This window comes from Paenibacillus sp. JCM 10914 (genome assembly GCF_001315105.1).
GTDB lineage: Bacteria > Bacillota > Bacilli > Paenibacillales > Paenibacillaceae > Paenibacillus_AQ.
The window spans coordinates 1-10,157 of record NZ_BAZR01000055.1 but is presented as its reverse complement, the minus strand read 5'-3'; the positions used below and the strand labels follow the sequence as shown (position 1 = coordinate 10,157).

Below are 10,157 nucleotides of genomic sequence, written 5' to 3'. Positions count from 1 at the left end.
GTACGGGAACATCACCCTCAAATACAGACAACCAATATTCCTCTTGCTGTTTGTAACGGGCGGATTCAACAAACTTGCTCTGCCACACCGCATAATCCTTGTACTGGACAGGGAGAGGTGGTAGAATCTTTTGTTCGTACAAACGTTGAAGTTCGGAAAAAAAGACTTGTTTGGATATTCCGTCCGAAACAATATGATGCATATCCACCACGAAGACATGCGAATCTTCCGACAATTTTACAATCCCAGCTCTTATTAAAGGCGCACTGGAGAGATCAAATGGCCTGATCAAAGAATGAACATCAAGGTGTATAGAATCATTCGGTAAAAATTCTGAGTTGATTGTTTTTTCCGAGTACTCCAACTGAAAATCTACTACCTGATGAACAATTTGCACCAGTTCCCCCTCGACCATTGCAAATGAAGTTCGCAAGATTTCATGCCGGTTAACGAGCTCGAATAGTACCCGATTTAGCCGTTTAATGTCGAGACTTCCAGCGATGATTACAACTCTTGGACTGTTATAAGTTGTGGTTGGTTGAGAAATTTTATCAAGCAGATACAATCGCTTTTGTGCAGAAGAAACGGGATAATGAGTTGCTTCCGCAACCGGGATAATTGCATGATATGAGGACTCCTCCGAGACTGATATCTGCTTGGCCAGCTCCTCAATAGTCGGCCGTTCGAACACATCTTTCAAAGATAACTGGACGTTAAACCGTTTATGAATTTTGGAGATCAACATCGTTGCCTTTAAAGAATTTCCGCCTACGTGAAAGAAATTATCGTTCACACCTATCCAGTCAAGACCGATCAGACCGTTCCAAATATCTAGCAATTCGGACTCGATGTGATTCCCGGGAGGTTTGTATTCAGTGCCAGTCAGGACGCTTCCATCCGGTTCCGGCAATGCTCCTCTATCAATTTTTCCATTCGTTGTTAACGGAAGACTCTCCAAGTTTACGAAGTAAGCAGGAATCATATATTCCGGAAGTTTATCAGCCAAAAAATTCCTCAATTCATTTACGGTTAGATCCACTACAGTCACTATGTAAGCGCATAGGTACTGATCTCCACTCGAGTCGTGTTTCGGAATAACTACCGCTTCACTTATTGATTGATGATTATGCAAACAAACTTCGATTTCGCCGATCTCAATTCGGTTCCCCTGAATTTTGACCTGATGATCTATTCTTCCGAACGATTCAATTTGTCCATCAGACCTCCAACGCCCCAAATCACCTGTACGGTACATATTTTCTCCGGGCCTAAACGGATTCGGAATAAATTTATACGCATTTAAGTCAGGTCTGTTTAAATATCCCCTCGCAACACCTTTCCCTCCGATAAAAATTTCCCCGATCAATCCAACCGGTAAGACATTCATCCCGTCGTCTAAAATATAAACTTCCTGATTTGGCAGAGGTGTTCCCAAAGTTAAGATCGACGATGGATCCGCCGAATCGTTCAGCGGGTAATTAATTGGCTTATACGTCGAATTGACGCACGCCTCTGTCGCCCCATAAATGTTGAAAATGTGAAAATAGTCTGGGTTGGAACCCTTAAATTTGGCGATGAATTGTTCGACTACTTTTGCAGGAAGTGGCTCCCCACCGATGAGGTAATATTTGACATGGATTCTGTCATGCAAAAATGATGAATTCAGCATTCGAAATAAAGTAGGTGTGAAATCTCCGATATCGATCTGAAATTGGTTGAAAAACGAAATTAGTTCATCTGGATGCTTCCTAATTTCTTCTGGTACTATATGCATTGTATGTCCGAGCAATAAACTTCCGAATATTGGTTTTACAGACATATCAAAGTAAATCGGAGCCAGTTGAGCGGCTTGAAGCTGTCTTTCTGTCAGTCCGTGAATAACCTGGAAAAAAGTGAATATATAATGCACAACATTCCGATGTTCGATCATCACACCTTTCGGTGTTCCTGTTGTACCTGATGTGTAAATAACATAAGCAAGATCCGTTTCCCCAGTAACATGAATCAGGTTGGAACAGTCTTCCTCTTCTAAAGGATCGTCAATCAGAATGATATCACCGCTAAAATCAAGCCTTGACTTCAAATTCGCAGAAGTAACCACCATTAGCGCTTGGCTGTCATGTAACATGAACGATATTCGCTCAGTGGGAGCTTGTGGATCAAGAGGCAAATAGGCACCACCCGACTTGAGTATAGCAAGAATTCCCAGAACCGCTTCCAGTGAACGGTCCATCATAATCCCGACAATTGAATTCGGGTACACTCCTTTACGCCTTAACCGAATCGCTATTCTATTGGCCCTTTCATTTAACTCCCTATACGTCCATTGATGATTGCCAAAAACCAGTGCTACCCGGTCCGGTGTCTTCTCCACTTGACTCTCGAAGCAATCTTGAAGAGTCCTTCCATGCGGTGGAAGTTCGGTCACAGTTTGATTAAATCCTTGCACAAGTATCTTTGTCTGTTCTTCCGAAATTAACGAAACATTTGAAATCTTCTCGTCCGGAGAATGAACCAAATACCTAATCAATTGAATGAAGTGATTAGCCATTCTTTCAATCGTGTCTGCCTTGAACAATCTCTTAGAATAAACAAAATTTAAGCCGATAAGGTCTCCTAAATCTCTCGTTTCTAATGTTAAATCAAACTTCGTCCCCATTTGATCAGAATTTAGGAGATACGGTTCCATCGAGATTCCATCCAGTTCTACGGACTCGCCATCATTCACTATAATGACCGCATCAAAAATTGGATTACGGCTCATATCCCTTTTCAAATTCAATGCTTCGACAAGGTCCTCGAACAAATACTCCTGGTTGGCAAGACCATCTAAAACACTTATCCTAACTTCCTGTAAAAAAGAAGAAAATGTTTTATTTGAAGATGGATTGTTACGTATAGCGATCATGTTTACAAACATTCCCATCGTACCTCGCAGTTCCTCGTGAGGCCTCCCTGGAACAGGACTACCAACTACCACGTCTTCTTGCATTGAATACTTAACGAGTAGAATTTGAAAGAAGGCTAGTAAACCCATGAATAGAGTACAGTTATTCTCTTGCAGTAGCTGCCTCAATTTCTTGGAAAGATCCGAGTCTAAGGAGAAGGAATATTGAGCGCCTTCGAAGCTTTGAAACGGCGGTCTAGTAAAGTCCCTCGGCCCTTGCCATATAGGCAAGTCGTCGCTAGATTTTTTAACCAGTAATTCTCTTGAGCTAGATAAGATGTACTCATACGTCTATCTTGTTGCCAGACCGCAAAGTCTTTGTACTGAAGAGGGACTTCCTCTAAATGGCCGCCCTCTTGGTAAAAGAAGATAAAGTCGTTCCAAAAGACATTCTGTGACATACCATCGGAGACAATATGGTGCATATCCGTGAACAAAACTCTATAGTCTCCGTCAGTTATCCTGACCATACTTGCACGAAAAAACGGTGACACCTGCAAATTGAATGGACGGACCAAACTTTCCGCCACGTTTTGAAGGTCTTCCTCCAAGCAGGTCAATTCCTTCAAAGAAAATGGCACTTCTTGATGGACTTTTTGGTAAGGCTCCGCGTCGACCCATACTATGGAAGTTCTAAGCGTCTCATGCCGAGCAATAACTTTTACAAAAGCCTCTTCAACCCTTCGCACGTCGATATTTCCTGTTACTTTCAAAAAAGAGGGCATGTTGTAATTCAGGCTCTCTTCATTTAACTCGTTCAAAATCAGCAGTCTCTTTTGCGCAGACGAAATAGGATATAACTCCCGTTCCTCTGCTTTCGGAATTCTGTCCACATCCTTGCTTATATCGATAGATATTAGCCTCTCGGACAATTGCTCGATCGTCGGATATAGAAACAAATCTCTTAAAGACAGGGCTATGCGATGCTTCTTGTAAAGCAAGGAAACTACATTAGCGGCCCGTAGTGACTGACCTCCAACTGTAAAGAAATTATCGCGAACTCCGACACGCTCGCTCCCCAACACTTCTTTCCAAATCTCCGTCAGCAGTTCCTCTTTGCGGTTCCTAGGACCTAAATAGTCATCTCGGTGCAACTCTTTTATTTCCATTTGAGCTAGAACATTCCTGTCCGCTTTTCCATTTGACAAAAGAGGCATCTTATCTATAAAGTGGAATCGGCTTGGAACCATGTATTGGGGTATGCGCTCTATTAAATATTCATTTAAATCACTAACCTTCATCGCTTCACACACCACAAAAGCCCACAAATCATCTTCCCCGTTAGCATCCTGTCTAACAACTGCCGCGGCATTCTTCACTCCGTGACACTGGCACAAATGCGTTTCGATTTCTCCAAGTTCAATACGGTAACCCCGTATCTTAACCTGGTGATCGCTCCTCCCAATGTACGCGAGATTTCCATCCGGAAGCCATTTCACCAAATCACCTGTCAAATATACCCGCTCTTTCATCTCAGGGAGATTGACAAACTTTTGGCTGGTAAGCGAAGGGTTATGAAGGTAACCTCTTGCAAGTCCCATCCCCGCAATGGCCAATTCACCTATGACTCCAATTGGCTGATGATGAAGGTGTCGATTTAATACATACAAACTTGTATTATCGATTGGACACCCGATGGGAACAATATCCGCGTGTGCAAGTGGACTGCAGTTATATGAAGTAACGTCAATTGTAGCTTCCGTTGGACCGTAGAGATTAACCAGCTGAGCCCCGTTCCTGCTGTGAATCAAGTCATTAAAAAGGACAACTTGATTCCTCTTCAATGCTTCACCACTTGCAAATACCGTCCTAAGTGTAGAGAGGCTGGATGACCGCTCTGTTAGGTTAATGAAATCTAGAAACACTTGCAGCATTGATGGGACAAAATGGAGTGTCGTTATTTGATGATGGTCGATTGCCTCAACAATCGCGCTTGGATCCTTTTCTTCTCCAGGTGACAGTAAGCATACTTGCGCACCGGAAAAAATCCACCAAAACAATTCCCAAACCGACACATCGAATGCCGCCGTTGTCTTCTGAAGCACCACGTCGAGCGACGATAAAGGATAACGTCTTTGCATCCAATTCAGACGGTTCATCAAGGATCCGTGTTCGACCATGACGCCTTTCGGTTGTCCGGTGGACCCCGATGTATAAATTACGTATGCCAGATCTGTAGAAGAAATTGCAATTCCTAAATCGCTACCATCATTTTGATATATGGATTCATCGTCTAAATACAGAATGTGGCCGTCAAAATAGTCGGGTGTGTCTTCCGAGAAAGTTAACAGCAGGTTGGTCTTGCTATCCTTCAGAATGTATCTGGTTCTTTCTTCCGGATAATCCGGATCGAGGGGTAAATATGCCCCTCCCGATTTCAATACGGCCATGATCCCGATTAACATAGGAATGGATCTCTTACCCATTACGGCAACGGTTTCATTCGCTTTAATTCCAAGTTCGACTATTCGTCGCGCAAGGCTGTTGGATAATCGATTAAATTCATCGTAACTAATAACATGGGTGTCTGTGATGATAGCGGGCCGGGCCGCATGAAGTTCAACCGCTTCCTTCAGCAGATGGCATATGTGTGAAGACTTATGAGGAACAGATTCCGTACGATTGAAATCGAACACAACTTGTTTCTTTTCTTCCGGCGTTATGAGTTGAAAATCCTTCAATTGGGATAGTGGTGATTCTGTTACCTGACGGATCAGATGAATATAATGATTGGTTATCCGTTTCGCCGTCGCTTCAGTAAACAGAGCAGTTGAATACTCCAGGTGGATCTCTAAGCCGCCACTCTTCTCCTCAACCGTAATGGTCAGATCAAACTTGGATACCTTTCTTTCAACTAGATGGGGCTCGAATCGAAGCTCCTGGCCAATCATTAATCGTTCTGAATCTGAATCTTGAAGCACAAACAACACATCGAACAAAGCATTTCGGCTTAAGTCCTTTGAAAGGTCAAGCTTTTCTATTAAATCCTCCAATGGATAATCCTGATGTGCAAATGCCGACAACGTGGTTTCCTTGACTGCCCCGAGAAAATCTGAAAACGTCATTTCTTCGGAAGGGAAGTTTCGGAGAGCTAATGTATTAACAAACATCCCTACTGTATCTCCAATGTCTGGATGATTTCGTCCCGCCACCGGAGTCCCTACAATCAAATCATTCTGATCGGTATATTTATGAAGAAGAAGATTAAATATGGACAATAAAACGACAAACATAGTGGTTTCATGCTCGATGGCAATTTGTTTCACATTAGACAACAAAACCGCATCTGTGTAAGCAAGTAAGTAGTCACCATCAAAACATTGAACAGGGGGACGAGGGAAATCTGTCGTAAGTTGCAAAACAGGCAATTTACCCCCAAATGTTTTTAGCCAGTACTGTTCTTGTTCCGTAAGATGACCTGATTCTTCTTGTTTTTTTAACCAAACAGCATAATCTTTGTAGTGCAGTGTCACGTCAGGCAATTCGGTACCTTCGTATAAAGATACGATTTCTTTCAAGAGAATTTCCGCCGAGATTCCATCCGCAATAATATGGTGCATATCCAAAATAAGCAAATGCTCCAAATCATTCCATTGGCCGACACCGAACCGTATAAGAGGTGCCTTTCCCAATTCGAACGGTCTAATCAGTTCAGAAGCAAACAGATCGACAGTTGTTTCTGAAAAGGACGAAATCTTCATCGAGAAATCAACGACTTCATGAATGCGTTGAAACAGTTCGCCATCCAACCATTCAAATGAAGTGCGCAGGCTTTCATGCCGTTGAACCAACGTATGTATTGCAGTTTCCAAACGTTCAATTTGCAGCTCGCCTGACACCTTCAGAACAATCGGCGTATTATAACTTGTACCGACGTCTTGCATTTGTTCCAAAAGGAAAAGTCTCCTTTGAGCCGGTGTAAGCGGGTAACGAAGGAGCTCTTCCGCAGGTAATATTCGCTGATAGGAGCCGCTCACAACATCATTTTCCTTCACTAACTCAGCCAATTGCCGAATGGTTGGAAACTGAAACATATCTCTCAAATTCAAATGAATATCGAAGCGTTTGGCAGCTTCTCCAACAATCGTCATTGCCTTCAAAGAGTTACCTCCAATTGCAAACAACGAGTCATTGGTACTTATCCGATCCAGGTGGAGAACATTCCGCCAAATCTCCGCCAATTTTTCTTCCAACTCATTTCTCGGCGCAACAAATATATCAATAGATGCTTCTATCGTTAATTCCAGTTTCCTATAGTCAATTTTCATATTCGGTGTCAATGGAAGCTGGTTTATCGGTACGATTCGACTCGGCAGCATATAAAACGGAAGTGTTTGCTGAAGAAACCGATATACATCATCCGTCTCAACTTCATTGTCCGACACAATAAAAGCACATAGATGAGATTCGCCTGTACCGGTACGGATTAGGGCAGCGGCCTCCTTCACTTTTGGGTGCCCCAACAATCCGGCTTCGACTTCACCCAATTCGATTCTGTGCCCGTGAAGATTTACTTGTCGGTCTTCACGTCCGATAAGTAATAAATTTCCACCAGGCATCCATTTAGCCATATCTCCTGTTCGATACATTCTGCTTGCGGGTTTGAACGGATTATCGATGAATCTCTCTTCAGTAAGAACTGGATTCCGATAATACCCTCTTGCGACGCCCTCCCCACCTATATATAATTCTCCAATTACCCCGATAGGCTGGATTTGTTTATCTTCGTCGAGAACATAGAACTCGGCATTGGGAAGCGGTTTTCCCACAGGCATGTGTGCCAATGACATTATAGCTGGTCCTTCATAGTAAGAAGCATCGATGCAAGCCTCGGTAACTCCGTAACTATTAATGATCCGCACTTTGTCCCCAAATCTCGCCTTTAGCTTAGAATAATCATGAACGGGAAGTACATCAGAACCCAAAATCAGGAGCTTTAAAAAATCAATACTCTTACCATTTGAATGAATGTATTCCATCAATGGAACGATTAAGGCAGGTGTCGATTCCATTACATTGATTCTATACGCGGACATCAGATCATAAAGGGCTTCTAAATCCGCACGCGCTTCATTCTCGCATAGGACCAGCTGTCCTCCATTCAACAATGCTCTGCATAAATCACCGGCGAACACATCGAAAGAAAAGCTAGATAGTTGAAGCAATCTGATTCTGAAATCCTGGAGATTATACTCTTTCCTCCAAACAAATGCAGCGTTTATGAGGCTGCGATGTTCGATCATGACTCCTTTGGGCAATCCGGTCGAACCGGAAGTATAAATCACGTATGCGAGATCGCTCGGTTGATGGATATCTGGCAAATTTGTATCCTCACCAGAATATACCGATTCCTCAAGTGAAATCATTTCTCCGTTAAAAGCTTGTTGTGCCAGTATTTCATATTGCGGCTGCGCCACGAGGATTCCTGACTGGCTGTCGCGAAGCAAAAATTCGATTCTCTCCGCAGGGTATTCCGGATCAACCGGCAAATAAGCTCCGCCCGCTTTCATGACCGCAATTACGGCAATGATCATATCGGCCGACCGGTCTGCCAAGATGCCTACGGCCATTCCTGGTTCTAGCCCGGTCCCTCTTAGTTTTCTGGCTAACTGATTCGCTTTGGCGTTTATTTCTCTGTAAGTGTATGACTTGGTTGAATCGACAACGGCTATTAGATCCTCGCATGAGCATGCCACATGTTCAAACACTTTTGGAAACGTATCCTCCCCGGAGAAGAATAAACGATTTGAGTTGAAGTCATTTACGATCTGACTATGCTCTTGGGAAGACAGAATTCCAATATCTTTAATCGCAATGTCTCCTTTGTCACCCAGAACACTCAATAGATTCACATAGTGGCTGGCAAAACGAATCGCTGTGTCTTCATCCCATAAGTCCGTATTATATTCAAAAGCAAAAACGTAACCGTCTTCATTATCTTCGACGTCCAGTGATAGATCGAATTTCGAAACTGGATATTCGATTTCATAGGGACGAATGAACATCCCATTATTTTCTTGAAAAACGTTCTCTTCATGCTGCATGCTGAACATCGTGTCAAACACGGGATTCCTGCTTATATCACGCGACAATTCCAATTTCTCCACCAAAAGATCGAAAGGATACTCCTGATTCTCATATGCATCTAGGGAATTTTCTCTCACCTGACGCAAAAAAGATTCAAATGATTGCTCCGGGTCAATTCGGTTCCTAAGAGCTAATGTGTTTATGAACACTCCAATCATGCTTTCAGTCTGTTTATGGGTTCGTCCTGCCGCTGGAACACCGACGATCAAATCTTTCTGGCGAGTATATTTATATAACATAATGTTATAAGCTGCAAATAGTACCATAAAGGCAGTAGAATCCGTATTGAACGCCAACCGGGTCAGACGGGCTTTCATTTCCTTGTCTACCTTCAATTTTATTGTTTTTCCTTCATTACTTTGCCGCACTTGTCTTGGACGGTCGGTGGGCAACTCTAGTATAGGGAGCTGACCTGACAACACTCCGAGCCAATACGATTCCATTTGTTTCATCTCATCCGAGAGAACTCTCTCGTTAAACCAAGCCGTATAATCCTTATATTGTAGCTGGTTTTCAGGAAGGTGATTATTATGATATAAAGTTTGAAATTCTTGTAAAAGGATAGACATAGATAGGCCATCTGTGATGATATGATGCATATCCACAAAGAGTAATCGTTTTTCTCCCGACAATTCAATCATTTTCGCACGGAACAAAGGCCCTCTCTCCAACTCAAAAGGCTGGACGAATTGGAGCACTAATTCCCGGACTCTATCATCCGTTGCTTGTGTTACTTCCATCTCAAATTCAACTTGGTCATGAATCCTTTGCACAGGAACACCATCAATAATTTCAAATGTTGTTCTCAGGGACTCATGCCGAGAAATCAGCTTATAGAAAATATTTCGGATATGTGCCGGATCAACCTTTCCCTCGAACATGAACGTCCCTGGAACGTTGTAGGCCACACTGCTCGGATCAATCGTCTGTAGAATAAACAACCTCTTCTGGGATGGAGTTACCGGATATGATAGCATCTTTGGCAAAGATAATATCGGATCCTCTGGGGAAGCGGTCAACCGTCTGATCACATTCACTAAGCCCGATATCGTCGGCGTCTGAAAAACTAAGCCGACAGGTAATTTAACGGACATATGCAGCCTAATTCTGGCGGCGATAAGCA

General features: G+C 43.0%; 2 protein-coding genes. Both read right to left on the bottom strand.

Annotated features, from left to right (window positions below; all coding sequences use genetic code 11):
* Window positions 1-3,178: non-ribosomal peptide synthetase (locus tag JCM10914_RS31590; protein WP_158442489.1), on the bottom strand; the 3,178-nt coding region annotated here is incomplete at its 3' end.
* The gene (locus JCM10914_RS27740; protein WP_269433949.1) at window positions 3,097-10,011 is read right to left on the bottom strand and encodes a non-ribosomal peptide synthetase; all 6,915 of its coding nucleotides are present in this window, start codon (window positions 10,009-10,011) and stop codon (window positions 3,097-3,099) included. The genes JCM10914_RS27740 and JCM10914_RS31590, both read right to left, overlap by 82 nt.
* Window positions 10,012-10,157 lie beyond the last annotated feature (146 nt).

What these genes read in the sequence shown, in the direction of transcription:
- JCM10914_RS27740 (WP_269433949.1), bottom strand. Translation starts at nt 10,011, where the DNA reads ATGCTATCATATCCGGTAACTCCATCCCAGAAGAGGTTGTTTATTCTA.